This window comes from Saccharothrix stipae, assembly GCF_054781895.1.
In genome coordinates this window covers 1-25,945 of record NZ_BAAGTN010000025.1, presented here as the reverse complement: position 1 = coordinate 25,945, position 25,945 = coordinate 1, and the positions used below count along the sequence as shown (strand labels likewise).

The window sequence follows — 25,945 nt, the reverse complement described above, 5'->3', positions numbered from 1 at the left end:
CCTCGGCGGCGAACGCCGAGGGCGACCGGTGACGTGGGCTCGGAGAGACTCGAACTCTCACTGGCACGGACCTAAACCGTGTGCCTCTGCCAATTGGGCTACGAGCCCGTCGTCGCCAGCTTATCGGCAGGCCTCAGCAGCCCGATGCCGAGGGACGCCACGCCCGCCGCCAGGCTCAGCCCACCGAGGTAGAGCAGCACGACCAGCCCGTTGGCCCGCGTCACGCCCTCTCCCGTGGCGGAGAAGAAGAACCCCGCCGGCATCAGGAGCGCGGCGACCGGCACGCCCAGCCGGGTCACCCAACCCCACGGGCCGCGCACGTCCGCCACGTCGGCGTACAGCAGGCACACCAAGCCGAGGATCAACAGCACGCCCGCGTGGGCGTGCCCGGCCCGGAAGAACGACTGCTGGAACTCGGTCAGCTCGACCTCACCCTGCGCCACGGTGGTCAGGAACCGACCGCCGAACTCGACGCCGACGACGCTCAGCAACAGCACACCCGCCAGGCGACGGGACGCGGGGGACAACCGGATGGCGGCCATGACGCTCCTCCATTGAATGGAAACAGCGTTATAAAAGCACTCCTCGACCGGTCCGGTCAACGTCGTTCCCGCGTCTCAACTACGGTTGTGGTCACGGAGCAGCTAGGAGGAGATGTGGCTCGCGATCCCGACACCATCCAGCGTGAGATCGAGCAGGCGCGCAACGCGCTGGCGGTGACCCTCGACGAGCTGGGGACGAGGGCGAATCCCCAGCGCTTCGTCGAGTCCGGCAAACAGAGCGTGCGCGCGAAGTTCGACGAGCCCAGGATCAAGTACTCGCTGATCGCGGTGGCCGTGCTCGTCGGGTTCGCCTTGCTGCGCAAGCTTTTCCGCTGAGGTCGCCTACTGCCCCTTGGCGACGAGGGGCAGCAGCACCTGGTCCACCAAGCGGTCCACGAAGGGCAGGTCCAGCGGTTCCCCGGTGAGCATCAGCCGGTAGATCAGGGCCGCGCCCGCGAGCTCGACCGCCAGGCCGCGCGGCGCGTCCTGGCGCAGTTCGCCACGCTCTTCGGCACGGTCCAGGATGCCCCGCAGCACGTTGCGCTGGGCGGTCAGGAACGTCTCGCGGAACGCCGAGGCGAGCTCGGGCTCGTGCGGCAGCTCGCCGACCAGCGCCTGGGCCGCCTTGCCGATCGGGCCGGACAGGAACGCGGCGAACGCGCTCAGGAACTCCCGCAGGTCGCCCGCGAGTGAACCGGTGTCCGGCTCGGCCAGGTTCCGCTGCGCCAACTGCGTGCACGTGTCGATCACCAGGTCGAGCTTCGACTCCCACCGCCGGTAGATGGTCGCCTTGCCCGCACGGGCGCGCGCCGCGACGGCGTCCATCGTCAGCGCGCGGTACCCGACTTCGGCCATCACCTCCAGCGCGGCCTGTCGCAACGCGTCGTCCCGGCTGGCGTCTCTCGGTCTGCCCCGCTGCGGGGTCCGAGACGCCCCGCTGTACACCGGTGTGGCCATTTCGCGCTCCTGTCGCCTTTGGCCGGACATCCTAGGCCGGAGCACCCGGAATCGGGCTTCGACCACCTGCCCGTGCGTGGCGCGGCTTCGGGTTCACCCCGTCGGCGGTGGCGCGAGGCCCGCGCGCGTGTGCAGGTAGGCGACCGAGAACGCGAGCGCGTCGCCGTCCAGCAGGTGCACGACGGCACGGTCGGCGCACCCCGGCGCGATCTCGTCGACCAGTTGGTCGGCCGCGAGTCTGGCCGCGATCAGGCCCGGCGCGGTGGCGTCGAGCTCCTTGCCGGCGGCACGCACGGTGATCGCCCAGTCGTCGCCGGCACGTCGGTAGTTCGCGGTGATGGGGAGTTTGGGCATGCGTCGGCCTCTCATCGGTGGTCTCCCCCAGCTGACCTGCGTCCCGGCTGGCATCGCCGGTCTTTCCCATCGCGGGCGAGCCCTGGCGGCTTAGCCCGAATGGCCCAATCCTCAAGTTATGCACGCACCGTACACGTGCGGTAACGCACGGCTGTACGCGGCCGATAGACCATTCGGAGCAACACCCTTTGGTCCGGGAGGTCCTGATGAGTCGTCGGATGAGCGTGGCGGTTTGCTTGGTGTTCGGGCTGCTGGTGGCGCCGGGCGTGGCGTTGGCCGATCCGCCCTGGCGGGTGCCCGGGGGGTGGGACGACCAGGTCCGGGGTGACGTGTGCAAGCACCGCGGGGATCCTCCGTGCCACACCACGACGACCAAGGTCACCACGACCAAGGCCACGACGACCACCACGACTCACGCGACGACCACGACGCCGTGGACCGGCGGGACGTCCACCGGCGCGACCACCACGACGACCGACGTCTCGGGCACGTCCGCGACCTCGACGTCCACCACGAACGTCGGCGGCACGTCCGCCGTTTCGACCACGTTGACCACGTCGACCACCCCGGTCACCACGACGACGAGCGCGACGACCACGACGAGCACCGTGCCGCTCATGACCACCGTGCCCGCCGGTGCACCCCCACGCGCGGTGTCGTCGTCCGCGAGCCACGCGTTGGCCTCGACCGGCGCCACGCCACTGTGGACGGGCATCGGCGGCTTGGTCGTGCTGCTGTTCGGCGGACTCCTGCTGCTGTTCGGCCGCCGGCGTCGCGCGTGACCGGACGGGTGGCGCTCAAGCCGTGAGCCGGCTCGCCACACCCCGCCACACGACCTCCATGACGTAGGCCGTCGCGAGCGCAGGCCCCACCTCGGGCCTGCGCTCGCACCACAGCGCCAACCGCTCGGTCGACCCCACCACGATCTCCGCGAACGCCTCGGCCTCCACCGGGTCCACATCGGACTCGAAGCTGCCGATCACGGCCGCGATCAGGTCGGTCTGCTGCCGCCGGATGCCCTCGACCTCCTCCACCGCCGACGGCACGGTGATCGCCGCCTCCTGCCGCAGCAGCGACCACGACTGCTTGTGCTCGGCGATGAACTCGAAGAACGCCATCAGGCCGCGCCGCAGCACGTCCTCCGGCCCGTCCGCGCCGGTGATCGCCTGCTGCGTGCGGTCGAGCAGCTCCGTGCGCGCCCGGTGGATGCAGCCGATGAGCAGGCCCTCCTTGGAGCCGAAGTACTCGTAGAGCATCGGCTTGGACACCCCGACCCGTTCGGCGATCTCGTCCATCGACGCCGCGAGGTACCCGCGTTCGGCGAAGACGCCCTCGGCGATGTCGAGCATCTGCGCCTTGCGCTGCGCCTTGGGCATCCGCCGCCGGCGTGGCTCGGTGGTGGTCACGAAGTCGAGACTACCGGAGGTAACTTACTTCGAGTAACCTACTCGGGAGTACATAAGTCGACCGGGAGGAGACGGGCGTGCACCGAGAGGTCAAGGTCCTGGTCGTCGGCACGGGCTTCTCCGGCCTGGGCATGGCGATCGAGCTGAAGCGCACCGGGGAGCGCGACTTCGTCGTGCTGGAGAAGGCGAGCGACCTCGGCGGCACCTGGCGGGACAACTCCTACCCCGGCTGCGCGTGCGACGTCCCGTCCCACATGTACTCGTTCTCGTTCGAGCTGAACCCGCGCTGGTCGCGCATGTTCGCCCGGCAGCCGGAGATCTGGGACTACCTCAAGCGCGTGGCCGAGAAGTACCGGCTGCGCGAGCACATCCGGTTCAACAGCAAGGTCAGCGGCGCGCGGTGGGACGAGGACGCGAAGGTCTGGCACGTCAGCACCGAGAACGGTGACACCTACACGGCGAGGTCCGTGGTCGCGGGCGTGGGGGCGTTGCACATCCCGAACGTGCCGGCCCTGCCCGGCATCGAGGACTTCCGGGGCAAGACGTTCCACTCGGCCGAGTGGGACCACGACTACGACCTCAGGGGCAAGCGGGTCGCCGTGGTCGGCACGGGCGCGAGCGCGATCCAGTTCGTGCCGCGGATCGCCGACGAGGTCGGTCGGCTGACGGTGTTCCAGCGCACACCGCCGTGGATCATGCCCAAGATCGACCGGGCCATCAACACGTGGGAGCAGAAGCTGTTCCGGGCGTTGCCGGTCACCCAGCGCCTGTACCGCAACTTCGTGTACTGGACGCGCGAGTCGAGCGCGCTCGGCTTCGCGGTGAACCCGAAGATCATGGAGTTCGCGCAGAACATCGCGCGGCGGCACATGCGCGGCCAGGTGCCCGACGAGGCGTTGCGGGCCAAGCTGACGCCCGACTACACCATGGGCTGCAAGCGGGTGCTGATCAGCAACGACTACTACCCGGCGTTGAGCAAGCCGAACGTGGACCTGGTGACCGACGGCATCGCCGAGGTGCGGGCGAACAGCGTGGTCGACCGGGCGGGCGTCGAGCACGAGGTCGACGTGATCATCTACGGCACGGGGTTCCACGTGGTCGACTCGTTCGACTACCTGGACATCACCGGCAAGGGTGGCGTCGACCTGGCCGCGCAGTGGCGTGCGCAGGGCATCGAGACGTACTACGGCATCACCGTCTCGGGCTTCCCGAACCTGTTCTTCCTGCTCGGCCCGAACACGGGGCTTGGGCACAACTCGGTGGTGTTCATGATCGAGTCGCAGATCCGGTACGTGCGCCAGTGCCTTGAGCTGCTCGACCGCCACGACGCCGACGAGCTCGACGTGCGGCCGGAGGTCCAGGCGCGGTTCAACCGGCAGTTGCAGCGCAAGCTGTCCAAGGGCGTGTGGACCGAGGGCGGTTGCCGGAGCTGGTACCTCGACGCGCAGGGCATCAACCGCACGGTCTGGCCGGGCTTCACCTGGCGCTACTGGATGCGCACCAAGACCGTCCGCGCCGAGGACTACACCCTGACCCGCGCCCGCCGCACCCGCGTCCCCGCCTGAGCGTTGAACTCGGGTGTTCCGAACGTAGGACACGCGCGTTCCGAACGTAGGACACGCGCGGCTTGAACGTAGGACTCTCGCGAGAGTCCTACGTTCAAGCCGCGAGAGTCGTACGGTCAGACGCCGGCGGCCTTGGCGCGTTCGGTGCGCAGGCGGGTCACGTCGGGCAGGTCGAGGGGTCCGAGCTTGGCGCCGGTGGCCCACTCGATCAGCAGGTCGGCGATCTGCGGGTTGCGCGGCAGCACGGGACCGTGCAGGTAGGTGCACAGGATCCGGCCCTGGACCGCGCCCTCCACCGAGCCGTCGTTGCCCGTACCCACCTTGACGTGCGCCAACGGTCGGGCGGACGGCCCCAGCACGGTGCGGCCCTGGTGGTTCTCGAAGCCGGTCAGCATGCCCTCGAACAGGCCGTCGGCCGGCGTCGCGATGACCTCGCCGATGGCACGGCTGCCGCCCGCGTGCGAGGTCGAGTCGATCAACCCGAGACCGGGGTGGGTCACCTGGTCGGCCCGGGTGAACGACTCGCCGAAGATCTGGATCCCCGCGCACACGCCGAGGATCACCGCCCCGCGCGCCGCCGCCCGCTGCATCCCGGGGTGCTCGCGCAGGTGCCGCACGGCCAACGTCTGCGCCGTGTCCTCACCGCCGCCGACGACGTAGATGTCGCACGAGTCCGGCACCGGCTCGCCGAACCGGATGTTCACGATCTCGGCGGGGATGCCCCGCCACGTCATCCGCTTCTCCAGCACGACCGCGTTGCCGAAGTCGCCGTACGTGCCGAGCAGGTCGGGCAGCACGAGCGCGATCTGGACCTTGCTGGTGCTCACTGGGCGGCCCTCGCGTTCAGGTCGCGGAATGCGGTGTAGTTGGCGATCACCTCGACCGGCCCGGGCGGCATGGCGTCGATCGCCAGCAGCGGGTCCGGCACGATCGTGTGCTCGACCTCGGCGTAGGTCAGCCGGACGGCCAGGTCCGTCGCCCGCTCGCCGGACGCGATCACCTGCCGCCCGCGCAACCGCTCGAACGGCACGTCCCACAGCCACGACAGGTCGCGCCCGTCCGCCTCGTGCGCGTTGATCACGAGCACGGCGGGGTGGTCGGCCTCGCGGACCACGGTCAACGTCTCGCTCCACCCGGCCGGGTTCTTGGACAGCAGCAGCCGGGCCCGGTGCCCGGACCGCTGGATCGTCCGGTACCGACCGGCCACGTTGGACACCGCGCGCAACCGCTGCACGGCCTCCTCCACGGGCACGCCGAGCGCCGCCGCGGCCGCCGCCGCCATCACCGCGTTGGCCTGGTTGAACTTGCCGGGCAGCCGCAGCGACAGCTCCACCTTCACGCCGTTCGGCGCGACCAGGAACCCGTCACCGGTCACCCACTGCGGCCGCGGCCGGGCCAGGTCGCACCCGGTGCAGTGCCAGTGCTCGCCCTGCCAGCGGATCGGGTCGCCGCACCGCGGGCACGAGGCGGCGTCGTTGTGCCAGCCCGTCCCGGTCGACACCCACACCACGTTCGCCGAGTCGCGCGCCGCGGACGTCACCATGATGTCGTCGCAGTTGGCCACCACGACCCCGGTCACCGAGGCCAGCGCCGTGCGCAGCGACTTCTCGATGGTGCGCACCTCGCCGACCCGGTCGAGCTGGTCGCGGCTGAGGTTGAGCAGCACCGCCACCGCGGGCGACGCGGCCCGCACGACCTCGGGGAAGTACCCCTCGTCGACCTCCAGCACCGCGTACGGCGCGTCGGGCTGCTTGGACAGCGCGGTCACGTGCCCGTCGGGCATGTTGGCGCCGCCGTGGTTGGTGGCGACCTCGCCCAGGAACGACACGGCGCGGCTGAGCATCATCGTGCTGGTGGTCTTGCCGTTGGTGCCGGTCACCAGGGTGACCGAGCGACCGGACGTCAAGTGCGCCAACGCCTGCGGGTCGAGCCGCAGCGCGACCCGGCCGCCGATCATGCCGCCGGCGCCCAGACCCATCTTCTGCGACAGCTTGGAACTCATGTTGCCCAGTCGCACGGCCGCCGCGGTGCGCAGCGGCAGGCGGGCTGGGTCTGCACCTGGAGTGTTCGGCAACCGACTTCCTGCATCCGTCAGGGGAGGGAGATCCCCCGATGCTACCGGTGCCGGTGGTGGTCCAACTCCCGCAGGGTCCGGATCAGGTCCACCGTGCTGAGCTGGCACAACTGGGCCATGTACTCCAGCGCGGGCAGGTCGAGGTGCACCTCGGGCGGCTGGCCGGGCACCAGGTGCGCGAGCCTGCCCTGCGCCCAGCGGCGCAGCGGCATCAGCTGCGGTCGCGTGTCGGCGACGACCGTGGCCAGGTCGACCGAGAGGTGCCCGGCCGGCGCGTCACCGAACACCCGTTCGTGCACGCGCGCCAGCACCTGGTGCGCGGGCACGCCCAGCGCGACGCAGATCTCCACCAACCGGACCACCGAGCACTGGCGGGTGCCCAGCTCGTAGGTCGCCAGCGTTTGCAGCGAGATCTCGCTCTGCAACCGGCGGTTGAGCTCCTTGCGGGTCCATCCGCGCTGCTTGCGAAGGCTGCGGAGCTCATCACCGAGCACGCGCTGGTACGCCCCTGTGTCGATCTGCACCGTCGATCCTCCCGCTCCCCCGGGGCCCCGACCGACCCCACGCAGATGGAAAGCGCGACAACGCGGTTGCTTACGCGAGATGTCCGATTTATCGCCCGATCGGGCTAACGAAGTCGTACCGAAAGTAGCGTTTCAGCGCTCCAAAGCGCTGGTTACGCCGATCTCGCGCGGACCGAGGAAGCGCGGGTCGGGCTTGGCCACGACGCCGTCCCACATCGCCTTGCCCGCCGCGAACACCTCCCGGAAGTGCCCGTAGGCGGTGGTCGACGCCCGGTCGGACGTGTCGTGCCCCACGCCGAACGCCTCGATGCCCGCCGAACGGCACAGCGCCACCGCGCGGGGCAGGTGGAACTCCTGGGTCACCACGGTCGCGCGCTCGACGCCGAAGATCCGCTTGGCCCGCGTGCACGAGTCCCAGGTGTCCAGGCCCGCGTAGTCGGCCACCACGACGTCCTCCGGCACGCCCCTGCCGATGAGGTACGTGCGCATCGCGGTCGGCTCGTCGTATTCGGTGCGGCTGTTGTCGCCGCTGACCAGCAGCACCTCCACCTTGCCGCGCCGGTAGAGGTCGGCGGCCACGTCCAGCCGGCCCGCCAGGAACGGCGTGGGCGTGCCCGACCTGGTCAGGCCCGCGCCGAGGACGAGCGCCACCGGGGCGTCCGGCACGTCGGCCGCGTCGTGCCGGTAGGCGGCGCTGCTGGTCTGCACCCACACCCACGGCGTGGCGGCGAGCACCGCCAGCAGACCCAGCGCGATCAGTACCCGCCGCCAGCGGATCCGTCCGACGATGCTCCTCACGACTGTCCCCCCGAGTAGACGATCAGTTGATGCAGCGCACCCCGTCCGCCGTGATGGGCGGTTCGGTCGTGGTGCTCGTGTCCGGCTGCCGCCGCGCGCCGTCCAGGCCGACCAGCGGGTGGCCGGCCAGGTTCTGCGTGCCCGGCCCGGAGTAGTCCGCGCCCACGAACACGCGCACGTGACCGGCCGGCACGGTGGGGTCCTCCTCCAGGTCGATGCCGCCCAGGGACTCCGACACCGCCTCCGCGCCCGCCTCGCCGCCCACGCCGTAGCGGACCACCGACGTGTCCATGGGCGCGGCGTTGTCGGCGCCGCCGTCGACGAACCTCTCCGCCACGAGCGCCTGGAGCACCCGACCGGCCAGGCCCGGCGAGCCGGAGGCGTTGCGGACCTCGACGGTCACCGTCGCGTTGTCGACCACCGGCACGGTGCCCACCGCGCCGGGGTCGGCGCTGAGGGTCTTGAAGAACTTCTTCACCTCGCGCTCGTTGACCTCGACCGCCATGCCGTCCTCGGGCGTGGCCAGCTCCGGGTTGCCGGTCGGGATCGTCTCGAACTTGAGGTTGCCGCCGGTCAGGTCCTTCATCTGGGTGGCGAACCGCAGCACGTCCCAGTCCTTGTCCAGCACGATCGACTTGGTCAGCGCCTCGATCAGGGCGCGGAGCTTGCCGGGGTCCGACAGCGTGCCCGCGGACAGGATCTGCTTGGCCAGACCCGCCATGAACACCTGCTGGCGCACGATGCGGTCGAGGTCGCCGCGCAGCAGCCCGTACCGCTGCCGGACGAACGCCAGCGCCTCGCGGCCCTGGATCTTCTGCGGTCCGGCGGCGAAGTTCGCGCCGGACATGTCGTCCCGGGTGGCCTGGTTGAGGCACACGTCCACGCCGCCGACGGCCTTGGTGATCTCGTAGAACCCGACCAGGTTGATCTCGGCGTAGTGGTCGATGGTGACGCCGGTCAGGTCCTCGATGGTGGTGATGAGGTTCTTCGCGGCGCCCTGGCGGGACTGGACCTCCAGCTGCGCCGGGTCGGTGACGCCCTGGCCCTCCAGCTGGGCCTTGGCCTCGTTCTTGCCGTACCCGTAGGCAGAGTTGATCTTGTGTCGGCCGTAGCCGCCGGCGATCTGCACGTACGAGTCGCGGGGGAACGACACCGCGACCGCCTTGCCGCCGTCGTTGGGCACGTGCATCAGGATCAGCGTGTCGGTGTTCAGACCGCCGTCGTTCTCGTTGCCCGCGTGCAGCTCGTTGAGGATCTCCTGGGGCAACGGGTTGCCCTTGGAGTCGGTGCGGCTGTCCATGCCGACCATGAGGATGTCGACCGACCCGTCGGCTGGCTTCTCGCCGCCGCCTTCGTCGCTGATCACGTCGGTGGTGCTGATGTTGCTCAGCAGCGTGCTGAGGTTCGCCCACGCGTAGCCGGTGCCCAGCAGCACGGCGACGGAGAACAGCGCGAGCAGCGTCCGGCCGAAGATCGCGCCGCCGGTCGTGCGGCGCTCCGGCGGACGGCGGCGCGGCGGACCGGTGCGACCGCCCGCGGGCCGCGGCCGTTGCCCTGTAGGGCGTTGAGCCGAGGGGCGTTGAGCTGAAGGGCCGACCCGCTGCGGTGCGGCCGGGCGCCGTTCCTCGGCGGGACGGGGGCGTTCGGCGGACCTGGGGCGGCCGGCGGGTTCGCTGCCCGCCCTGGCCCGCTCGTCGCCGCGCGGCACACCCGGACGCGGCCGTTCGCCGGACACCGGCTCGGTCGCGGGACGCCTCGGCCGCTCGCCGGGCACGTGCCCGCGCTCACCGGTGGGGCGCACGGGTCCGCCGGTCGGGCGCTCGAATCCGCCGGGCGGGCGCTCAGGTCCGCGACGCGGCGGCGGGTCGAGTCGACCCCCCGGCTCGGAGCGCCGCGGCGGCTGCTGGCCGCGCGGCGGTTGACCTGCGGAAGGACTCCGAGGGGGAACAGGTCGCCTGCGGAACCCATCGGGTTCGCCTGGCCTCGGCGGCCGGTTGTCCACTCCCACTCCTCCCATGTACCCGGGTACGTCCCCAAGGACGCGTGGCGGGCCGCCCGGGTTGCCACCAATGTCGCACAGCCACCGCGCCGGACGTGGTGATACCGGCCCGCGGCCGGGCTGACCAGGTCGGTTACCCGATTGTGAGGTCCACCCGCGGTCGTTCGTAGACTGCCACCGTGCTGACCATGCAGGATGCGCTGCTCGCGCTGACCAAGTACTGGACCGAACGGGGCTGCGTCGTCGTGCAGCCGTACAACACCGAGGTCGGCGCCGGTACGTTGAACCCCGCCACCGTGCTGCGGGTGCTGGGTCCCGAGCCCTGGCGCGTGTCCTACGTGGAGCCCAGCGTGCGGCCCGACGACGCGCGGTACGGCGAGAACCCGAACCGGTTGCAGACCCACACGCAGTTCCAGGTCATCCTCAAGCCCGACCCGGGTAACCCCCAGGAGCTGTACCTGGGCAGCCTCGAAGCGCTGGGCATCGACGTCCGGGCGCACGACGTGCGGTTCGTGGAGGACAACTGGGCCTCGCCCGCGCTGGGCGCGTGGGGCCTGGGCTGGGAGGTGTGGCTGGACGGGTTGGAGATCACCCAGTTCACCTACTTCCAGCAGGCGGGCGGCATGTCGCTCGACCCGGTGTCGGTGGAGATCACGTACGGCATCGAGCGCATCATGATGGCCCTGCAGGGCGTCGGCCACTTCAAGGACATCGCCTACGCGCCCGGCATCTCCTACGGCGAGGCGTTCGGCCAGGCCGAGTACGAGATGAGCCGCTACTACCTCGACGACGCCGACGTGGAGGCCAACAAGCGGCTGTTCGAGGAGTACGCCGCGGAGGCGCGCCGGATGCTCGACGCGCGCCTGCCGGTGCCGGCGCACAACTACGTGCTGAAGTGCTCGCACGCGTTCAACGTGCTCGACGCGCGTGGCGCCATCAGCACCACCGAGCGGGCCCGCGCGTTCGGCCGGATGCGCGGCCTGGCCCGCGAGGTCGCCGGGCTGTGGGCGGCCCGCCGCGAGGAGCTGGGCCACCCGCTGGGACTCGCCGAAGCGCCCGCCGCCGCCCCGGTGCCGGACGCGTTCGCCGAGGTCACCGAGGCCGGCACGCTGCTGTTCGAGATCGGCACCGAGGAGTTGCCGCCCGCCGAGGTGACGCGCACCGTCGACGCCGTGGGCAAGGCCGTGGCGGACAAGTTGGGCGCGACCCGGCTGGCGCACGGTGCGGTCGAGGTGCACGGCACGCCGCGCCGGGTCGTGGTGCTGGTGCCCGACGTGGCGCCGCGCGAGCCGGACGCCGAGAAGACCGTGCGCGGCCCCCGCGTGTCCGCCGCGTTCGACGCCGACGGCAACCCGACCAAGGCCGTGCAGGGCTTCGCCCGCGGTCAGGGCGTGGACGTCGACGCGCTCGGCCGGGTCACCGAGAACGGCGTCGAGCACGTCGCCCTGGTGCGCACCGACCCCGGTCGCGGCGCGGTCGAGGTGCTCAGCGGGCTGCTCGGCGAGGTGGTGTCCGAGCTGCGCGCCGAGAAGAACATGAAGTGGAACGACCCGAAGCTGTCGTTCACCCGCCCGATCCGCTGGCTGCTCGCCCTGCTCGGCACCACGCCGGTGCCGGTCGCGGTGTCGTCGTTGGCGGCCGAACCGAAGACCCGCGTGCACCGCACCGCCGACGTGCCGGTGGTGGAGGTGTCCGACGCGGACGGTTACCTGGAGTTCCTGGCCGGGCACGGCATCGACGCCTCGGCGCAACGGCGGCGTGCGGCGATCGTGGCGCGCGCCGAGGAGCTGGCCGCGTCGGTGGGCGGCGTCGTCGACTTCGAGGGCGTGCTGGACGAGGTCACCAACCTGGTCGAGCGGCCGACGCCGCTGCTGGGCTCGTTCGAGGAGCGCTACCTGGAGCTGCCCGCGCAGATCCTCACCACGGTGATGCGCAAGCACCAGCGCTACCTGCCGGTGCGCGCGGCGGACGGCTCGCTGCTGCCGCACTTCGTCGCGGTGGCCAACGGCGAGGTGGACGTCGACCTGGTCCGCGCGGGCAACGAGGCCGTGCTGCGCGCCCGGTACGAGGACGCGGCGTTCTTCTGGCGGGCCGACCTGCGCACGCCGTTGGCCGACATGAAGGCCGGGTTGGAGAAGCTGACCTTCGCCGACAAGCTGGGCTCGATGGCCGACCGGGCGGGTCGGATCGCGGCGCTCGGGCAGCGGCTCGCCGAGGTGGTCGGCGCGGCCGACGACACCCTGGCGCGGGCGGGCGAGCTGGCCAAGTTCGACCTGGGCTCGCAGATGGTGATCGAGCTGTCCAGCCTGGCCGGGGTGATGGCCCGCGAGTACGCCGAGCGGGCGGGGGAGACGCCGCAGGTCGCGCAGGCGCTGTACGAGATGGAGCTGCCGCGCTCGGCGGGTGACGCGCTGCCGTCGTCCACGGCCGGCGCCCTGCTGTCCCTGGCCGACCGGTTCGACCTGCTGGCCGGGCTGTTCGGCATCGGGGCCAACCCGACCGGCAGCTCCGACCCGTTCGGGCTGCGCCGGGCTGCGCTGGGTGCGGTGAGCGTGCTGCGGGCGTTCCCGGATCTGAAGGACGTCACGGTGACCAGGGCGTTGGCGCTGGCCGCCCAGGAGGTGGAGGTGTCGGCCGAGGCGCTGGACACCGCCCGCGAGTTCACCGTGCGGCGCTACGAGCAGCAGCTGCTCGACGCCGGGCACGACCACCGGTTCGTCAACGCCGTGCTGCCGCTGGCCGACGCGCCCGCGGTGGCCGACACGACGTTGGCCGAGCTGACCGCGCTGGCGGGCGACCCGGACTTCGCCGCGCTGGTCGCGGCCTTGCAGCGGGTGCGGCGGATCGTGCCCGCGGACACCGTCGGCGAGTACGAGCCGCAGGCGCTGGTGGAGCCCGCCGAGGTGGCGTTGCACAAGGCGCTGGCCGACGTGCCCGCCGGCGTCACGGGCCTGGCCGCGTTCGCCGCCGCCGCGACCGGGCTGACCGGGCCGGTGAACACGTTCTTCGACGAGGTGCTGGTGATGGCCGAGGACGCCGACGTGCGGCGGGCCCGGCTCGGGCTGCTGGCCGCGATCCGCGACCTGGCCGCGCCGGTGCTGGACTGGCAGGCCCTGGGCACCGCGCTGGGCTGAGTTCCCCAGACGTTCCCCAGACGCGACGATCCCCGCCCTCCGGTGAACCGGTGGGCGGGGATCGTCGTGTGCCGCTACATGTCGCGGTTGTCGACCAGGATGCTGGAACCGGCAACGGCGACGGCGTGGTCCGGCGTGGCCTGTTCGGCGGCGGCGGACCCGGCGCCCAAGGCGAGCAACGCCGCGGCGGCCACGGCCACCAGCGCTGCGGGGACGATTCTCACGCTGCTACTCCTCACACACCCGGCCAGGGTTCGGCAGGCGACACCATCGCACAGAAATCGTCCGAACGGGAGTCCCCTTTTCGCACCTGCCGGCTCCGTGACCAATCGGGTGCGGAGCGTGATAATGGTCATTGTAACGCTTCGACCTGCGGCTTCGATGCTCCGGGGAGGCCCGCACGGCGAATGGCGCGGACCATTCGGAGCTGTGGCGTTGCTACGTCTTGACGAACCCGCACCCGGAAGGATGGAATTCCGCAACATTCCGTATTTCCGCCGTCCACGGCGAAGTGCCCGCGCAAGGGGTTGGCGAATGCGAAGGCTTGTCACAGCGGTGTCCTGCGGTCTGCTCGTGCTGTCGGCCGCCGCGTGCGGGACGTCGGTCGACCCCCTCGCGCCTCCCACGGGCAGTCGTGCGGCCAGGCCGGTCGTCGGCGTCATCCTGCCGGACCGCTCGTCGTCGGACCGGTGGGAGGAGCAGGACCGGCCGCTGCTGCTGCAAGCGCTGAGCTTCGCGGGCATCGAGGGCGTGATCGAGAACGCCGAGGGCGACGAGACGAAGTTCGCCAGCATCGCCGACGCGATGATCGCCCGCGGGGTGAAGGTGCTGATGACGACGCCGTTGAGCCCCGAGGGCGGCGCCGAGGTCGAGCGCAAGGCCAAGGACGCGGGCATCCCGGTCATCAACTACGACCGCATCAGCCTGGGCGGGCAGGCCGAGTACTACGTCTCGTTCGACAACCTCAACGTGGGCGAGTTGCAGGCCGAGGGCCTGCTGAGGTGCCTGGGCGACAGGCAGGGCGCGCGGATCATCGAGCTGCAGGGCGCGCCGACGGACAACAACGCCACCCTGTTCTTCGACGGCCAGCGCCGCAAGCTCGGCCCCAAGTACGACACCGGCGCGTTGAAGCTGGTCGACAGCAAGCCGGTGGACAAGTGGGACCCGGTGCTCGGCAAGGCCGCGTTCGAGCAGATGCTGGCGGCCAACGGCGGCGCGGTGGACGGTGTGGTCGCCGCCAACGACGGGCTGGCCGCCGCGGCCATCGAGGTGCTCAAGGCCAAGGGCCTGGCCGGCCGGGTGCCGGTGACCGGCCAGGACGCCACGGTCGAGGGCCTGCGCGCGATCCTGCGCGGCGACCAGTGCATGACGGTCTACAAGCCGATCCGCGACGAGGCCGAGGCGGCGGCCCGGCTGGCCATCGCGGTGGCCCGGGGCGACCTCAGCGGCGCCGACGACCTGGCCACCGGCAACACCCGCGACCTGGTGGCGAAGCGGGACGTGAAGTCGGTGCTGCTGGGCGCGGACCTGATCACCCGGGACAACGTGCGGGCGCTGGTGGCCGAGAGCGTGGTCAAGCCGGTGGACCTGTGCGCGGGCGACACCGCCGACGACTGCGCCGAGCTGGGCATCCTGGTCAACTAGTCGGCACCGGCGCGGCGATGCCGGGGCCGGGCAGCACGTCGATGTCGGTCGGCTCCATCGGGCCGCCGCACTCCGAGCAGCGCAGCTCCACGTGCGCGAGCCGGCCGCACTCGTGGTGGCGGTAGAGCACGGGCGGACCCGCCTCGCCCGCCGTCCAGCGGTCGCCCCAGCGCACCATCACCATCAGCAGGGCGACCAGCTCGGTGCCCTTGGCCGTGAGCGCGTACTCGTGGCGCGGCGGCTTGGCCGAGTACTCGCGCCGTTCCAGCACGTCCTGCTCCACCAGCCACCTCAGCCGCTCGGCGAGCACCTTGCGCGAGATGCCGAGGTCCTCCTGGAGCTGCTCGAAGCGGGAGATGCCCACGTAGACGTCCCGCAGGATCAGCGGTGACCACGGCTCGCCGATGACGTCCATGGTCCGCGCGATCGAGCAGGCCATGTCGCCGAACCGGGTCCGCTGCGTCACGGGGCCGAGTGTAGTCCAATGAGTTCCTTCAAGGAACTGATTGCGGTAGGGTCAGTTCCCTCAGGGAACTTGGAGGTGTGTGATGGCTCGACCGACCGTCGTCTCGCCGCGGGAGTGGCAGGCCGCCCGTGACGAACTGCTGGTGAAGGAGAAGGAGCTCACGCGCGCGCTGGACGCGTTGGCCGCGCAACGCCGCAGGCTGCCCATGGTCCGGCTGGCCGCCGACCACGAGTTCACCGCGCCCGACGGCGCCGTGGTGGGCCTCACGGACCTGTTCGCCGGTCGTCGGCAGCTGGTCGCCTACCACCACATGCTCGCGCCGGGGCAGGACTGGCTGTGCTCGGGCTGCGGCTCGTTCACCGACAACCTCGCCGACCAGGTGCACCTCAACGCCCGCGACACCACGTTGATCCTGATGTCGCGCGCGCCGCAGGACGAGATCGCCCCCGTGCGCGAGCGGATGGGCTGGACCGTGCCGTGGTACTCGGCCCGCCAGGCGTTCTACGACGAGCTGGGCCTGGGCGGGGGTTTCGGCCTGAGCGTGTTCCTGCGCGACGGCGACGAGGTGTTCCGCACCTACTTCACCACCGCGCGCGGCGTCGACCGGCTGCGGATGGACTTCAACCTGCTCGACCTCACCCCGTACGGCCGCCAGGAGGAGTGGGAGGACTCGCCCGAGGGCTGGCCGCAGACCCCGACCATGGCGTGGCTGCGCCTGCGCGACGAGTACGAGGTCTGACCGCCGTGAGCGGCATGACCGACGCCGAACGCGACGAGTTCCTCGGCCGGCCGCACGTCGCCGTGCTCAGCGTCGCCACCGACGACCGCCCTCCGCTGACCGTGCCGGTGTTCTACGCCTACCGCGACGGCCGGATCACGTTCTTCACCGGCACGCGGGGCCGCGCGGCCCGCAAGACCCGGCTGCTGGAACGGGCGGGCGCGTTCAGCCTGAACGTGCAGCAGCCGAGCTACCCGTACCGGTACGTGACCGCCGAGTGCGTGGTGGAACGCGCGGACCGCGCGCCGTCGACCGACGACGTGTACGCGGTGACGAGCCGGTACCTGCCGGACCCGGACGCGCGGGTGTTCGCGGAGTCGGAGACCGCCGACCCGTCGGGCACGTTCGTGCTGTTCACCGGCCGTCCGGTGCGGTGGCTGACCTACGACTACGCGAAGCCGGAGGTCTAGGCCTCCTCGTCGTGCCGCCCGGAGATGAACTCCTGCACGCGGATCTTCACCAGGATCAGCGGCTGGCGGATGCGGGCCTCCCGGCGGTACGCGCGGCGCAGCTTGCGGGAGCCCTCGGTGTACCGCCAGCGGGCCCACGGCGAGCCGGGGCGGGCCAGCCGCACCGCGCCGATCTCCGGCAGCACGGGCACCAGCAGGCCGAGCAGCCCGGTCCACACCTTGCCCTTGAGCAGCGCCACGATGGCGAACCCGAGGTTGACCAGGATGATCAGCACCCGCAGGGCCACGCCCTCGCCGTAGAACTCGTCGTAGCCCAGCGGTCGGGCGCCGAGCAGCAGCAGGCCGGTCATGCCGATGGCCAGGAACACCGCGTCGACCGACAGCCGGCCGTCCTTGGTCCAGTACACGTCGCGCAGGTGCAGGATCAGCGCGAACTCGTCGAGCACCAGGGCCGCGCCGACGCCGAGCAGGGCCGCTGCGGCAACCCGCACCCCGTGCTCGTCGTCCGGCGCCGCCAGCCCGATCACGCCGCCGAGCAGCATGAAGACGGCACCGAAGACGACGTGGTGGATGTGCGTGCCACCAGGGGTGATGTTGCCCGGCCACCAACGCACCTTGGCCCGGATCAGCCGGACGCTGATCCTGATGAACACGAAGGTGAGCACCAGCCCGAGGAAGAAGAACAGCAACCGGGCTTGCGGCAGGTGGAGCGAGTACACCACCCCATCTTCACCCGCCGGGGCTACTTGAAGCTGACGCCACCCTGGATGTCGCCCGCTTGCAGGACGTTGCCGTGCACCGTGCCGGAGATCTGGTTGGACACCCGACCGCTCTGCGTGACGGCGTGGTGGGCGCGCAGCTCGGAGCCGAACCCGGGATCCGCCTCGACGGTCCGCTCCAACGCCTCGCTCAGGTCCCTGACCTGCGGCGAGTCCTCGGCCGCGCCTTCGGCGGCGGTGAGGGCCGCAGTGGCTGCGGGATCGTCGGCGAACTTCGCGCGCACCAGCTCGTACAAGCCGGCGACGGCCCGCGTGGCGAGCGAAGCGGCGATGGAGACCAGCATCGGTTCAGGCATCGGGAACCCCCTGTGAGCGCAACCTCGCCCACCGTAGCAGTGCGACTCGCCGCATTCTTCCGCTCGACTGCCGGCGGGATCTCATGGTTGACTGTCTTCGGTCGTACCTTTCTGTGTTCGTGTTCCACCACGCTCGCGGAACGGAGTTGCGGGCGCCGAACTTTCCTCGCCAGGAAGGGCCGGGGCCCTAGCTGACCCGGTGGTCGCAAGCGCGATCCGGCACCTGTTAGAGGAGAAGTAGCAAGATGGCAGTTCAGGGCACCGTCAAGTGGTTCAACGCGGAGAAGGGCTTCGGCTTCATCTCCCCGGACAACGGTGGCGCCGACGTGTTCGTGCACTACTCGGAGATCCAGAGCAACGGCTACCGCACCCTGGAAGAGAACCAGCGGGTGGAGTTCGAGATCGGCCAGGGCCAGAAGGGCCCGCAAGCACAGGCGGTTCGACCGCTCTGACCTAATCCGGGTCACCACCAGGACCTGGATCTTTTCGGGCCGCCACTCCCCGCAACGGGGGGTGGCGGCCCGAATCGCGTGCCACCCACCTGTCCCGCCTCGGCTCACCTGCTCAGCGCGGGCGCCTGGCCGACCTGCTCGCCGTAGACCCGCTTGCCGACCAGGCGGGCGCCGTCGAACACGAAGAACGCCGTCGTGCGCACCCGGAAGGACCGTCCCGTCGGCTCCTCGCCGCGGAGACTGCCCAGGTGGGTGCCTTGCAGCTCCAGTTCCACGATGACCGCGCCGTCGGCGTGGTGCAGCTCGACCAGCGTGCTGCGCTGGTCGGGGAACGCGTCGCGGACGCGGGCGTAGTACCCGGCGACCTCGGCCCGGCCGTCGAACACCTGCCCGGTCGCCACGATCTCGCAGCGCGGGTGGTCGAAGGTGCGCACGGTGGTGTCGAACTCGTGTTCGTTCTCCGACTCCAGGTGCTCCAGGACGATCGCCTCCCGCAGGGCACGCAGTGCCTTGGACGCGGTCATGCGCGCGATTCCCTCCGGTTCGTCGGTAGCTGACGACGAAACACGGACGTGCACCCACCAGTCAAGACGCCATCGGCCGACGGGTGCGGGACAAAGCGCCCGCTCACCCGCCGGGCGGTACCGCGACCCGTCCGCTCGGAGTGGTCGTGATTGGTGCCATTGCCGCGCCGGCACCGCCTACTCGGCGCACTCAATCGTTTACCGGCGGCCTCGGGGGTAAGGCAGTGGTGAACGCGCCACCGCCTTACCCCGAACGGCTCACGGACGCATTTCGTATGCGCCGGACAGCGCCGCCACCGCGCCCCAGACCCGTTCGAAGCGCGCCTGGTCGACAACCGGCTTGCGGACCTGCTCGACCGCCCAGCGCTGCTGCGCCTCGGTGGACGACGCCTTCCCGTGCAGCGCGACCGCGTAGGCCGAGAAGTCGCGCACCAGGACGTCGAACACCTGGTCCAGCAGGTCGGCGTCCAGGTCCGTGAGGCGGGCCTGCTCCAGCACCAACTGGCCGTAGACGACCAACGTGAACAGGTGGCCGAGGTTGAGCAGGAAGTCCAGGTCTTGCTGCTGCTCCTCGTCCGGCGCGGCCGCGGTGAGCAGGGTGCGCAGCGCGCGGGCCTGCTCGTGGAAGCGGGCCACGTTGGGCACGTGGGCGTGCTCGCGGTAGGCGGTCTCCCAGTCGTGGAACCGGATCCGCCCCAGGCTGCGGGCGGGGCCCTGGTGCCAGAAGAAGTCGTCGTCGGCCGGGTCGTGCCTGGTGGGGACGTCGGCGTACGCGGTCGGCTGGAACAGGTAGTTGGGCATGAACTTGAGCACGAGGGCCAGGTTCACGTGGACCGTGCCCTCCAGCTTCGGCAGGGCGCGGATGTCGCGGGCGGCCATGGAGAAGTAGGTGTCCTTCTCGAAGCCCTTGGCCGCGATCACGTCCCACAGCAGGTCGACGACCCGTTCACCCTCGCTGGTGACCTTCATCTTGGTGATCGGGTTGAACAGCAGGTAGCGGCGGTCCTCGGGGGACGCGCTGCGGAAGTAGTCCACCGAGCGGTCGGCGAACAGCTTCATGGCGGTGAGCCGCGCGTAGGCGTCCACGAAGCTCTGCCGGACGTGCGGGAAGTCGGTCACCCGCTTGCCGTACAGGATCCGGTTGTGGGCGTGCGTGACGGCTTCGTAGAACGCGTGCTCGTTGATCCCGATCGACGCCGTGCACAGGTTGAACTTGCCGACGTTGACGGTGTTGAGGGCGGCGCTGAACGCGTCGGGACCGGTGTGCAGGATGTCGTCCGCGGTGACCGGGTAGTCGTCCAGGCGGAACTCGCTGACGAACATCTGCGAGTCCACGATGTTCTTGACCAGGGTGAACTTCTCGTGCTGCGAGTCGACGGCGAAGAACACGTACCCGTCGGGGCCCTCGACGTCCGCGCGTCGGCCGAAGACCGACACCATGCCCGCCACGTTGCCGTTGCCGATGTAGTACTTGCCGCCGGTCGCGGTGAAGCCGGTGGCGGTGGGCGTGAGGACCATGTCCGTGGAGTAGACGTCCGCGCCGTGCTCCTTCTCGGACAGCCCGAAGGCGAAGACCGCGCCCCGGTCGAGGAGTTCGGCGGCCTTCTTGCGGGCCACGGCGTTGTCGCTCATCCAGATCGGGCCGAGGCCGAGCACGGTGACCTGCCAGGCGTACCAGTACTGCAGCCCGTAGAAGCCCAGGACCTCGCTCAACGCGGCGTTGCGAGCGGCGTCCCACCGCTTGTCCGGGTTGCCGTCGGCCTCGGACGCGGGCGTGCAGAAGGTCGCGAACAGCTTCTCGCGCGCGACGAAGTCGAGGAACTCGGTGTACCAGACCTTCGCCTGGTCGTCGGCGATCAGGCGGCGCTTGCCGCGCTCCTCGAACCAGTCGATGGTCGCGCGCAGCAGTCGGCGGCTCTCCGCGTCCAGGTGTCCGGGGTCGTAGGTGTTCGGGTCGAACAGCACCGGGGGTTCTCCCTTCGTCGCCGTCGCACGCTACCAGTCGGTAACTTGTCCGGCCGGGCTCGCCTGGGCGGCGGCTGTCGGGCGGCGGGCGTAGTGTGCGGCGCGTCACAGTCCGAGGAGTACGTCATGCACCTGCTCGCCATCGGCACCCGCAAGGGCCTGTGGCTCGCGACCAGCGCGGACCGCACGTCCTGGAGCCTCAGCGGACCGCACCACCCGATGACCGAGGTCTACGCCATCGCGATCGACAACCGCCGCGACCGGCCGCGGCTGCTGGTCGGCACGAGCAGTTCGCACTTCGGCCCGACGGTCGTGACCAGCGACGACCTCGGCGCGACCTGGGAGGAGCCGGACCACGCGCCGATCGCGTTCCCGGCGGACACCTCGCTGGAACGGGTGTGGCAGCTGGCCCTGACCCCGGACCCGGAGGTCGTGTACGCGGGCACGCAGCCGTCGGCGCTGTTCCGCTCGGAGGACGGCGGCCGGACGTACGCGCTGGTGGAAGGGCTGTGGGAGCACCCGCACCGGGAGCGGTGGGAAGCCGGGTTCGGCGGGCAGGCGATCCACACCGTGCTGCCCGACCCGGCCGACCCGCTGCGGCTGACCGTGGCGATGTCCACCGGCGGCGTCTACCGGACGTTCGACGGCGGGTCGTCGTGGGAGGCGAGCAACACCGGCATCAAGGCCTACTTCCTGCCCGACCCGTACCCGGAGTTCGGCCAGTGCGTGCACAAGGTGAGCAGGCACCCGTCCCGGCCGGAGCGGCTGTTCCTGCAGAACCACCACGGCGTGTACCGGTCGGACGACGCGGGGCGGACGTGGACGTCGATCGCGGACGGCCTGCCCGCCGACTTCGGCTTCCCCGTGGTCAGCCACCCGCACGAGCCGGACGTCGTCTACAACTTCCCGCTGATCGCGGACGCCGAGCGCTTCCCGCCCGGTGGCCGGTGCGCGGTGTACCGGTCGTCGGATGGCGGGTCGTCGTGGGAGGCGTTGCGCGACGGCCTGCCGGACGGCTTCTGGACGGCGGTGATGCGGGACGCGATGTGCACGGACGCGGCGAGCCCGGCCGGCGTCTACTTCGGATCGCGTTCCGGCGAGGTGTACGCGAGCGCCGACGAGGGCGACAGCTGGCGGCGGATCGCCGAGCACCTGCCCGACGTGGTGTGCGTGCGGGCGGCGGAGGTGTGAGGTGCGGGTGCTCGTGCTGATCCCCGGCCCGCTCCGGCCGACGGCGGGCGACCAGGCCAGGCTGGAGGTCGACCTGCCCGAGCCCGCGACCCTGGGCGCGCTGCTCGACCACCTGGCCGCGCGGTACCCGTTGCTGGACCGCAGGTTGCGCGACGAGCGGGCCGGGCTGCGGCGTTACGTGAACTTCTACGTCGACGGCGAGGAGTGCCGCCGGCTGTCCGGTCCGGACACCGCCCTGGGGCCGGACGCGGAGGTGCGGATCCTGCCGTCGGTCGCGGGCGGCTGACGGCTACCTCGCCAGCCGCCGGTAGAGCGGGCGCAGCTCGTCGGTCACCGAACGGCCGTCCACCACCAGCGGGTCCAGCTGGTCGAGCAGCGCGTCCGGGCGCCGGGTGGCGGGCTCGGCGACGTCCGGGACGACCTCGGCGACCTTCGGCCGTGCCCAGAAGCCCTCGAAGGAGTCGTCCTGTGCTTCTTGCGGCGTCACCGGCTGCTCGGGCGGGATGGGCGCGCGCAGGTCGCGCAGCCGGTCCAGCAGGTCTTCGCGTGAGCGCCCGCGCCAGGCCAGGATCTCGAACGGGTCGGTGTCGAACGACTCGGCGAGCAGGTAGCAGGTGGCGGCGAGGTGCTTGCACGGCACCTCCCAGTCCGGGCACGTGCAGTCCATGTGCAGCTCGCGCATGGTGCTGGGGAACAGGGTGAGGCCGAGGTCGGCGAACACGTCCTCGATCTCCGGCGGCATCTCGCCCGCCAGCAGCTTGGCCGCGAAGATCGCCTGGTCGGCCAGCGCGTGCTCGATGCGCCGCCAGTCGTCGTCGCCGAACTTGCGCACCCCGATCCGCGCCCGGTACGGCTCCGGGCGCGTGCCGGTCACCAGCGCCACCACGAGGCTGCTCGACAGCGACAGGCTCATCACCTGGCCGGTGCGCGCGTAGGCACGGCCGCGGCTCAGGCGTCCGGCCATGCCGAACGACTCCAGGACCTCCAGGAACCGGCGCGACCACCACGTCCGCGCGATGTCGCCCCGCTTGCTGCGCAACGTCAGGCCGCCGTCGACCCGGATCGGGCGCGACGGCGGGCGGTAGCCGTGCCAGTCAGTCACCGACGGCCTCCCCGTCCAGGGCGAACAGCTCGCGCAGCTCGCCGGTCGACAGCTCGGTCAGCCAGTCCTCGCCCGCGCCCACCACGAGATGCGCCAACCCGCGCTTCTCCTCGATCATCCGGTCGATCCGCTCCTCCAACGTGCCGACGCAGACGAACTTGCGCACCTGCACGTGGTTGCGCTGGCCGATGCGGAACGCCCGGTCGGTGGCCTGGTCCTCCACCGCCGGGTTCCACCAGCGGTCGAGGTGGATGACGTGGTTGGCGGCGGTCAGGTTCAGGCCCGTGCCGCCCGCCTTCAGCGACAGCACGAAGATCGACGGGCCGTCCTTCTCCTGGAACCTGCGCACCATCTCGTCGCGCTGCCGTTTCGGGGTGCCGCCGTGCAGGTAGAGGACCTCGGTGTCGAAGCGGGCGGCCAGGTGGGGGACCACGAGCGAGCCGAAGGCGGTGAACTGGGTGAAGCACAACGCCTTGTCGCCGTCCGCGAGGGCTTCGTCGAGGACCTCCTCCAGGCGGGCGAGCTTGCCGGACCGGCCGGCGACGCGCGAGCCGTCACCGAGCAGTTGCGCCGGGTGGTTGCAGACCTGCTTGAGGCGCGACATCGTGGCCAGCACCAGGCCCTTGCGCTTGACGCCCTCCGCCTCGGCGATCTTGGCCAGCATGTCGTCCACCACCGCCTGGTAGAGCGTGGCCTGCTCGGCGGTCAACGTGCACAGCTGCTTGACCTCGATCTTGTCCGGCAGGTCGGTGATGATCCGCGGGTCGGTCTTGAGCCGGCGCAGCACGAACGGGCCGGTGATCCGGCGCAGGCGCACGGCGGCGTCCTCGTCGTGGTGGCGTTCGATCGGCACGGCGAAGCGGGCGCGGAAGGTGTTGATCGTGCCGAGCACGCCGGGGTTGACGAAGTCCATGATCGACCACAGCTCGGCCAGCCGGTTCTCCACCGGGGTGCCGGTCAACGCCACCCGGTGCCGCGCGGGCAGCGCGCGGACCACTTTCGACTGGCGGGTGGAGCTGTTCTTGATGTTCTGCGCCTCGTCCAGCACGACCCGGTCCCAGCTCACGTCGGCGAGCTTCCCGGCGTCCCGCGCGACGACTGCGTAGGTGGTGATGACCAAGTCGCAGTCGGTATCGAGAGCGCGGTCCGCGCCGTGGAAGACGCGCACCTCCAGGCCGGGCGTGAAGCGGGCGGCCTCGCGTTGCCAGTTGCCGACCACCGACATCGGGCACACCAGCAGCGTGGGCAGGCGCTTGCCGTGCGCGCGGTTGTGGGCTTCCAGCGCCAGCAGCTGGACGGTCTTGCCGAGGCCCATGTCGTCGGCCAGGCACGCGCCGAGGCCCAGCCGGTCGAGGAACGCGAGCCAGGCGAGGCCGCGCTGCTGGTAGGGCCGCAGCTCGGCGACCAGGCCGGTCGGCTGCTCGACCGGTGCCAGGTGGTGCTCGACCTCGCCGGACAGCAGGTCGCCCAGCCAGCCGGTGGCGCTGACGCCGTTGAGGGGCAGTGGCAGGTCGGCGTCCTCGGGGTGCAGGCCGGAGTGCAGCAGGACCTGGGCCGCCGTCATCTGCCCGCCGCCGCGCTTGAGGAAGGCCAGTCCCGCGGCGAGGCGTTTCGGGTCGACCTGCACCCACTGGCCGCGGACCCGGACCAGCGGCACCTTGGCCTCGGCCAGCGACTGCAACTCGGCTTCGGTGAGGCGCTCGTCGCCGACGGCCAGCTCCCACCGGTAGTCGACCAGGACCTTCAGACCGAGCTCGCTCTCCTTGGCGACCTCACCCGCCGTGCCGCGGCTGGTGGCGGTGAGCCGGAGCCCGAGGCGGTGGGGTTGGCGCCACCACGAGGGCAGCATCACGCCGAAGCCTGCCTCCGCCAGCAGCCCCGCGTGTTGCAGGAAGTCGTAGGCGCCTTCGACGTCCAGCGCCAGTTCGACCGGTCGCTTGGCGGACAGCGCGCGGTCCAACGCCGGGTAGAGCCGGCCCGCGCGCCCGAGGTCGCCCAGCAGGACGTCCTCGGGTCGGCTGACCCACCGCCGGAGCACCGCGTCCTGCTTGTGCCACAACTGCTCGGCGGTCACCACCACGCTGGGCTCGTCCACGGCCTGGAGGAGGAACTCGACCCGCCACCCGTCCTTGAGCATGCCGCCTTGATCGGGCGAGCTGAGCCGGAAGCACGTCCGCACCGGACTTTCCCGCAACCCGCCGTCCCGCCAACCCGCCAACTTGGCCCGCAACGCCCCCGCTTCCCCGTCCACCCGGGGATCACCGACCAACGCCGCCAACCACCGCCCCACAACCCCGTCCCCGCTTCGCTCCACACCCACACCCCGCAACGCCGCCCGCACCTCACGGTCGACGGCCCGGTCCAACACCTCCTGAACCAGCTCACCGCCGCCGGTGCCGTGGACGCCCTCCGCCCCCCGAAACGACGGCGGCACACCGGCCCGCAACGCCGCGAACCGCAACGAATCCACCCCGGACAACGCCGCTCGCCACCGAGCGAAACCGTCCCCGTCGATCGCCGGCAGCACCCGCCCCCGCCGAACCAACTCCCGCCCGAACCCGAGCAACTCGTTCAGGAACTTCCCCGATGCCCCGACCCGGCAATCCGGCGGCTCAGGCAGCGCCCCCTCCACCCAAACGACGGGCACCACCCACTCCCGCCACCGAACCACACCCCGCCGCCCACCCACGACCTCCCGAACCAACTCCGGCGAAGCAACCGGCCCGCCCGCGTAGGACGGCAACCGAACCGACAACGACCCGACCTCCCCACCCCCGACCACCAAGGCGACCTCATCCCCCGAAACCGCAAAGGGATGCCCAACCGCCGCCCGAGGCAACCGCCCCCCAACCCGCCCCGGCAACGACCCCCCCTCCGCCCAAACCCCAACCCGCCCACCACTAACGCCCAACGCGTGCAGCACCAACACCCCAGCACTATGCGCCCCGCCCGCCACCACCCTCAACCCACCCCACCCTCAACCCA

28 protein-coding genes and 1 tRNA gene are annotated in these 25,945 nt (G+C 71.1%); 10 read left to right on the top strand and 19 right to left on the bottom strand.

The genetic code is table 11. The features are described from left to right. Nucleotides 1-34: 34 nt before the first annotated feature. A tRNA-Leu gene (locus ACYVLT_RS36515) sits at nucleotides 35-108 on the bottom strand. Continuing rightward, nucleotides 99-542, bottom strand: coding sequence for a hypothetical protein (locus tag ACYVLT_RS36510; RefSeq protein ID WP_461124731.1), 444 nt, complete (start codon nucleotides 540-542; stop codon nucleotides 99-101). The genes ACYVLT_RS36515 and ACYVLT_RS36510 overlap by 10 nt, the downstream gene beginning before the upstream one ends. Before the next feature lie 114 nt (nucleotides 543-656). On the opposite strand from ACYVLT_RS36510, the gene ACYVLT_RS36505 reads away from it, so the two are divergent. Beyond that, nucleotides 657-878 carry a DUF3618 domain-containing protein gene (locus tag ACYVLT_RS36505; RefSeq protein ID WP_360451917.1) on the top strand — a complete coding sequence of 74 codons (222 nt, stop codon included), beginning with the start codon at nucleotides 657-659 and terminating at the stop codon, nucleotides 876-878. A 6-nt stretch (nucleotides 879-884) separates the two neighbouring features. Here the strand turns inward: ACYVLT_RS36505 and ACYVLT_RS36500 are convergent, their stop codons facing one another. From ACYVLT_RS36500 to ACYVLT_RS36490, 3 genes are all read right to left on the bottom strand, one after another. Further along, nucleotides 885-1,499 carry a TetR/AcrR family transcriptional regulator gene (locus tag ACYVLT_RS36500; protein ID WP_461124730.1) on the bottom strand — a complete coding sequence of 205 codons (615 nt, stop codon included), beginning with the start codon at nucleotides 1,497-1,499 and terminating at the stop codon, nucleotides 885-887. 93 nt (nucleotides 1,500-1,592) lie between these two features. Then, on the bottom strand, nucleotides 1,593-1,853 hold the full coding sequence (locus ACYVLT_RS36495; RefSeq protein WP_360451921.1) for a hypothetical protein: 261 nt from the start codon (nucleotides 1,851-1,853) through the stop codon (nucleotides 1,593-1,595). A gap of 412 nt (nucleotides 1,854-2,265) precedes the next feature. Then, a complete protein-coding gene (locus ACYVLT_RS36490; protein ID WP_461124729.1) occupies nucleotides 2,266-2,472 on the bottom strand; it encodes a hypothetical protein in 207 nt (68 codons plus the stop codon). Between ACYVLT_RS36490 and ACYVLT_RS36485 the strand changes: the two genes are divergently transcribed. Then, nucleotides 2,471-2,635: an LPXTG cell wall anchor domain-containing protein gene (locus ACYVLT_RS36485; protein WP_461124728.1), complete on the top strand. Its 165-nt coding sequence runs from the start codon at nucleotides 2,471-2,473 to the stop codon at nucleotides 2,633-2,635. The two genes, ACYVLT_RS36490 and ACYVLT_RS36485, sit on opposite strands and share 2 nt — an antisense overlap. Before the next feature lie 15 nt (nucleotides 2,636-2,650). Here the strand turns inward: ACYVLT_RS36485 and ACYVLT_RS36480 are convergent, their stop codons facing one another. Continuing rightward, entirely contained in the window at nucleotides 2,651-3,259 is a 609-nt protein-coding gene (locus tag ACYVLT_RS36480) for a TetR/AcrR family transcriptional regulator (RefSeq protein ID WP_461124727.1), read from the bottom strand. Nucleotides 3,260-3,336: 77 nt separating this feature from the next. Between ACYVLT_RS36480 and ACYVLT_RS36475 the strand changes: the two genes are divergently transcribed. Further along, nucleotides 3,337-4,824, top strand: coding sequence for a flavin-containing monooxygenase (locus tag ACYVLT_RS36475; protein ID WP_461124726.1), 1,488 nt, complete (start codon nucleotides 3,337-3,339; stop codon nucleotides 4,822-4,824). A gap of 116 nt (nucleotides 4,825-4,940) precedes the next feature. Here ACYVLT_RS36475 and ACYVLT_RS36470 read toward each other — a convergent pair whose 3' ends face one another. The 5 genes from ACYVLT_RS36470 to ACYVLT_RS36450 form a co-directional block, all read right to left on the bottom strand. Continuing rightward, a complete protein-coding gene (locus ACYVLT_RS36470; RefSeq protein WP_461124725.1) occupies nucleotides 4,941-5,651 on the bottom strand; it encodes a type 1 glutamine amidotransferase in 711 nt (236 codons plus the stop codon). After that, the gene (locus ACYVLT_RS36465; protein ID WP_461124724.1) at nucleotides 5,648-6,826 is read right to left on the bottom strand and encodes a MurT ligase domain-containing protein; all 1,179 of its coding nucleotides are present in this window, start codon (nucleotides 6,824-6,826) and stop codon (nucleotides 5,648-5,650) included. Before ACYVLT_RS36465 ends, ACYVLT_RS36470 begins: the two co-directional genes overlap by 4 nt. A gap of 113 nt (nucleotides 6,827-6,939) precedes the next feature. Beyond that, nucleotides 6,940-7,422 carry a helix-turn-helix domain-containing protein gene (locus ACYVLT_RS36460; RefSeq protein ID WP_461124723.1) on the bottom strand — a complete coding sequence of 161 codons (483 nt, stop codon included), beginning with the start codon at nucleotides 7,420-7,422 and terminating at the stop codon, nucleotides 6,940-6,942. Nucleotides 7,423-7,554: 132 nt separating this feature from the next. Then, on the bottom strand, nucleotides 7,555-8,220 hold the full coding sequence (locus ACYVLT_RS36455) for a SanA/YdcF family protein (protein ID WP_461124722.1): 666 nt from the start codon (nucleotides 8,218-8,220) through the stop codon (nucleotides 7,555-7,557). Nucleotides 8,221-8,242: 22 nt separating this feature from the next. Further along, nucleotides 8,243-10,021, bottom strand: a complete 1,779-nt coding sequence (locus ACYVLT_RS36450) for an LCP family protein (RefSeq protein WP_461124721.1) — start codon at nucleotides 10,019-10,021, stop codon at nucleotides 8,243-8,245. A 386-nt stretch (nucleotides 10,022-10,407) separates the two neighbouring features. Between ACYVLT_RS36450 and ACYVLT_RS36445 the strand changes: the two genes are divergently transcribed. Further along, complete coding sequence (locus ACYVLT_RS36445; RefSeq protein WP_461124895.1) at nucleotides 10,408-13,353, top strand: glycine--tRNA ligase; 2,946 nt, start codon at nucleotides 10,408-10,410, stop codon at nucleotides 13,351-13,353. A 74-nt stretch (nucleotides 13,354-13,427) separates the two neighbouring features. Here the strand turns inward: ACYVLT_RS36445 and ACYVLT_RS36440 are convergent, their stop codons facing one another. Then, nucleotides 13,428-13,577 (bottom strand): hypothetical protein, encoded by a 150-nt coding sequence (locus ACYVLT_RS36440; protein WP_360451937.1) that lies wholly within the window; start codon nucleotides 13,575-13,577, stop codon nucleotides 13,428-13,430. 310 nt (nucleotides 13,578-13,887) lie between these two features. Between ACYVLT_RS36440 and ACYVLT_RS36435 the strand changes: the two genes are divergently transcribed. Then, on the top strand, nucleotides 13,888-14,997 hold the full coding sequence (locus ACYVLT_RS36435; protein ID WP_461124720.1) for a sugar ABC transporter substrate-binding protein: 1,110 nt from the start codon (nucleotides 13,888-13,890) through the stop codon (nucleotides 14,995-14,997). Here the strand turns inward: ACYVLT_RS36435 and ACYVLT_RS36430 are convergent. After that, nucleotides 14,990-15,436, bottom strand: a complete 447-nt coding sequence (locus tag ACYVLT_RS36430) for a winged helix-turn-helix transcriptional regulator (RefSeq protein ID WP_461124894.1) — start codon at nucleotides 15,434-15,436, stop codon at nucleotides 14,990-14,992. The two genes, ACYVLT_RS36435 and ACYVLT_RS36430, sit on opposite strands and share 8 nt — an antisense overlap. Nucleotides 15,437-15,545: 109 nt before the next feature. Between ACYVLT_RS36430 and ACYVLT_RS36425 the strand changes: the two genes are divergently transcribed. Together ACYVLT_RS36425 and ACYVLT_RS36420 are read left to right on the top strand one after the other, a co-directional pair. Then, nucleotides 15,546-16,202 (top strand): DUF899 domain-containing protein, encoded by a 657-nt coding sequence (locus tag ACYVLT_RS36425; RefSeq protein WP_461124719.1) that lies wholly within the window; start codon nucleotides 15,546-15,548, stop codon nucleotides 16,200-16,202. Nucleotides 16,203-16,216: 14 nt separating this feature from the next. Beyond that, complete coding sequence (locus ACYVLT_RS36420; RefSeq protein WP_461124893.1) at nucleotides 16,217-16,651, top strand: pyridoxamine 5'-phosphate oxidase family protein; 435 nt, start codon at nucleotides 16,217-16,219, stop codon at nucleotides 16,649-16,651. Here the strand turns inward: ACYVLT_RS36420 and ACYVLT_RS36415 are convergent. Both ACYVLT_RS36415 and ACYVLT_RS36410 read right to left on the bottom strand, forming a co-directional pair. Then, on the bottom strand, nucleotides 16,648-17,370 hold the full coding sequence (locus ACYVLT_RS36415; protein ID WP_360451945.1) for a hypothetical protein: 723 nt from the start codon (nucleotides 17,368-17,370) through the stop codon (nucleotides 16,648-16,650). The genes ACYVLT_RS36420 and ACYVLT_RS36415 overlap by 4 nt on opposite strands. 23 nt (nucleotides 17,371-17,393) lie before the next feature. Next, complete coding sequence (locus tag ACYVLT_RS36410; RefSeq protein WP_461124718.1) at nucleotides 17,394-17,726, bottom strand: hypothetical protein; 333 nt, start codon at nucleotides 17,724-17,726, stop codon at nucleotides 17,394-17,396. 245 nt (nucleotides 17,727-17,971) lie between these two features. Between ACYVLT_RS36410 and cspE the strand changes: the two genes are divergently transcribed. After that, nucleotides 17,972-18,178 (top strand): transcription antiterminator/RNA stability regulator CspE, encoded by a 207-nt coding sequence (gene cspE, locus ACYVLT_RS36405; RefSeq protein ID WP_015098655.1) that lies wholly within the window; start codon nucleotides 17,972-17,974, stop codon nucleotides 18,176-18,178. A gap of 104 nt (nucleotides 18,179-18,282) precedes the next feature. Here cspE and ACYVLT_RS36400 read toward each other — a convergent pair whose 3' ends face one another. Beyond that, on the bottom strand, nucleotides 18,283-18,702 hold the full coding sequence (locus tag ACYVLT_RS36400) for an ester cyclase (protein WP_461124717.1): 420 nt from the start codon (nucleotides 18,700-18,702) through the stop codon (nucleotides 18,283-18,285). Between the two features lie 258 nt (nucleotides 18,703-18,960). Next, nucleotides 18,961-20,667, bottom strand: coding sequence for an acyl-CoA dehydrogenase (locus ACYVLT_RS36395; RefSeq protein WP_461124716.1), 1,707 nt, complete (start codon nucleotides 20,665-20,667; stop codon nucleotides 18,961-18,963). Between the two features lie 126 nt (nucleotides 20,668-20,793). On the opposite strand from ACYVLT_RS36395, the gene ACYVLT_RS36390 reads away from it, so the two are divergent. Both ACYVLT_RS36390 and ACYVLT_RS36385 read left to right on the top strand, forming a co-directional pair. Continuing rightward, on the top strand, nucleotides 20,794-21,858 hold the full coding sequence (locus tag ACYVLT_RS36390; RefSeq protein ID WP_461124715.1) for a WD40/YVTN/BNR-like repeat-containing protein: 1,065 nt from the start codon (nucleotides 20,794-20,796) through the stop codon (nucleotides 21,856-21,858). 1 nt (nucleotide 21,859) lies between these two features. Next, the gene (locus ACYVLT_RS36385; RefSeq protein ID WP_461124714.1) at nucleotides 21,860-22,144 is read left to right on the top strand and encodes a MoaD/ThiS family protein; all 285 of its coding nucleotides are present in this window, start codon (nucleotides 21,860-21,862) and stop codon (nucleotides 22,142-22,144) included. 3 nt (nucleotides 22,145-22,147) lie between these two features. Here the strand turns inward: ACYVLT_RS36385 and ACYVLT_RS36380 are convergent, their stop codons facing one another. Beyond that, nucleotides 22,148-22,960, bottom strand: coding sequence for an SWIM zinc finger family protein (locus ACYVLT_RS36380; RefSeq protein WP_461124713.1), 813 nt, complete (start codon nucleotides 22,958-22,960; stop codon nucleotides 22,148-22,150). Further along, on the bottom strand, nucleotides 22,953-25,430 hold the full coding sequence (locus ACYVLT_RS36375; RefSeq protein WP_461124892.1) for a DEAD/DEAH box helicase: 2,478 nt from the start codon (nucleotides 25,428-25,430) through the stop codon (nucleotides 22,953-22,955). Before ACYVLT_RS36375 ends, ACYVLT_RS36380 begins: the two co-directional genes overlap by 8 nt. Between the last annotated feature and the right edge of the window lie 515 nt (nucleotides 25,431-25,945).

What these genes read in the sequence shown, in the direction of transcription:
- ACYVLT_RS36435 (WP_461124720.1), top strand. Translation starts at nt 13,888, where the DNA reads ATGCGAAGGCTTGTCACAGCGGTGTCCTGCGGTCTGCTCGTGCTGTCG.
- ACYVLT_RS36400 (WP_461124717.1), bottom strand. Translation starts at nt 18,702, where the DNA reads ATGACCGCGTCCAAGGCACTGCGTGCCCTGCGGGAGGCGATCGTCCTG.
- ACYVLT_RS36410 (WP_461124718.1), bottom strand. Translation starts at nt 17,726, where the DNA reads ATGCCTGAACCGATGCTGGTCTCCATCGCCGCTTCGCTCGCCACGCGG.
- ACYVLT_RS36430 (WP_461124894.1), bottom strand. Translation starts at nt 15,436, where the DNA reads ATGGCCTGCTCGATCGCGCGGACCATGGACGTCATCGGCGAGCCGTGG.
- ACYVLT_RS36510 (WP_461124731.1), bottom strand. Translation starts at nt 542, where the DNA reads ATGGCCGCCATCCGGTTGTCCCCCGCGTCCCGTCGCCTGGCGGGTGTG.
- ACYVLT_RS36445 (WP_461124895.1), top strand. Translation starts at nt 10,408, where the DNA reads ATGCAGGATGCGCTGCTCGCGCTGACCAAGTACTGGACCGAACGGGGC.
- ACYVLT_RS36425 (WP_461124719.1), top strand. Translation starts at nt 15,546, where the DNA reads ATGGCTCGACCGACCGTCGTCTCGCCGCGGGAGTGGCAGGCCGCCCGT.
- ACYVLT_RS36390 (WP_461124715.1), top strand. Translation starts at nt 20,794, where the DNA reads ATGCACCTGCTCGCCATCGGCACCCGCAAGGGCCTGTGGCTCGCGACC.
- ACYVLT_RS36420 (WP_461124893.1), top strand. Translation starts at nt 16,217, where the DNA reads ATGACCGACGCCGAACGCGACGAGTTCCTCGGCCGGCCGCACGTCGCC.
- cspE (WP_015098655.1), top strand. Translation starts at nt 17,972, where the DNA reads ATGGCAGTTCAGGGCACCGTCAAGTGGTTCAACGCGGAGAAGGGCTTC.
- ACYVLT_RS36495 (WP_360451921.1), bottom strand. Translation starts at nt 1,853, where the DNA reads ATGCCCAAACTCCCCATCACCGCGAACTACCGACGTGCCGGCGACGAC.
- ACYVLT_RS36490 (WP_461124729.1), bottom strand. Translation starts at nt 2,472, where the DNA reads ATGAGCGGCACGGTGCTCGTCGTGGTCGTCGCGCTCGTCGTCGTGGTG.
- ACYVLT_RS36500 (WP_461124730.1), bottom strand. Translation starts at nt 1,499, where the DNA reads ATGGCCACACCGGTGTACAGCGGGGCGTCTCGGACCCCGCAGCGGGGC.
- ACYVLT_RS36485 (WP_461124728.1), top strand. Translation starts at nt 2,471, where the DNA reads ATGACCACCGTGCCCGCCGGTGCACCCCCACGCGCGGTGTCGTCGTCC.
- ACYVLT_RS36465 (WP_461124724.1), bottom strand. Translation starts at nt 6,826, where the DNA reads ATGAGTTCCAAGCTGTCGCAGAAGATGGGTCTGGGCGCCGGCGGCATG.